Origin of the sequence: Rubrivirga marina (assembly GCF_002283365.1) — a bacterium.
Classification (GTDB): Bacteria; Bacteroidota; Rhodothermia; order Rhodothermales; family Rubricoccaceae; genus Rubrivirga; species Rubrivirga marina.
Window position 1 is genome coordinate 1 of the sequence record NZ_MQWD01000002.1, and the last position, 943, is coordinate 943.

At 70.4% G+C, this 943-nt stretch carries 1 protein-coding gene and 1 pseudogene; both read left to right on the top strand.

Annotated elements, in window-relative coordinates; genetic code table 11:
* On the top strand, positions 1–498 hold a 498-nt coding region (locus BSZ37_RS22720; RefSeq protein WP_095512477.1), incomplete at its 5' end, for an energy transducer TonB.
* A 150-nt stretch (positions 499–648) separates the two neighbouring features.
* Positions 649–943 (top strand): annotated as a pseudogene (locus BSZ37_RS20120) (energy transducer TonB); the annotation flags it as partial.

A 943-nucleotide genomic window follows, 5' to 3' on the forward strand; every position in this document is an offset into this window, starting at 1 on the left:
CCGCCGGCCCCACCCCCGCCAGTCGAGGTCTCGGACGAGGTCGACATCGAGGACATCATCGACACCATCGACCTGTCCTTCGAGGACGTCGCGCCCGTCGACTCGACACCGCCCAAGCCGGAGCCGCCCGTGGTCGTGATCCCGACACCTGACCCGCCCGAGGCCCCGGTCCTGCCGGACGCAATCGACGACTCGGACCTCGTCCACGTCGTCGCGGAGGTCCAGCCGGAGTTGATCGGCGGGCTGGCCGGGCTCCAGGGCCGGATCGAGTACCCGGAGATGGCGCGGCGCGTCGGGATCGAGGGCCAGGTCGTCGTCCAGTTCGTCGTCGACGAGCGGGGGAACGTCGTCGACCCCATCGTCCTCCGGTCCCCGAACGAGCTCCTGTCGGAGGCCGCGCTCAAGGCCGTCCGCGAGAGCCAGTTCACGCCGGGCCAGCAGCGCGGGCGCCCGGTGAAGGTCCGGTTCGCCGTCCCCGTCACCTTCCGCCTCCGCTGAAGGCGGAGCAACTTCTGCGACGGGCCCGTGTCTGTACGGGAGGCACGGATCGCGGCGCTTCACCGTTTTCGCGAACGGACTCGCACCGACGCCCCCGCCGGCCCTACCTTCCGTCGAGGCCGGATTCGGCCGCCCTCCCCCCTCTCTGACATGGCCCTCTACAAAACCCCCAAAGCCGACCTCAAGAGGAAGTATCCGCTGTTCCTGCAGCTCGGGCTCCTCGTGTCCCTCGGTCTGGTGATCGCCGCCTTCACGGTGCCGCTCCCGGACGGCGACGACGTCGTGATGATGGACGACGCGCAGGAGATCATCGAGCTCGAGGACATCGAGCAGACGCAGCAGATCCAGCCCCCGCCGCCGCCGCCGCCGGCCCCGCCGCCGCCGCAGGAGGTCCCGGACGACGTCGAGATCGAGGAGGAGGTGCTCGAGGACATCGAGCTCGACC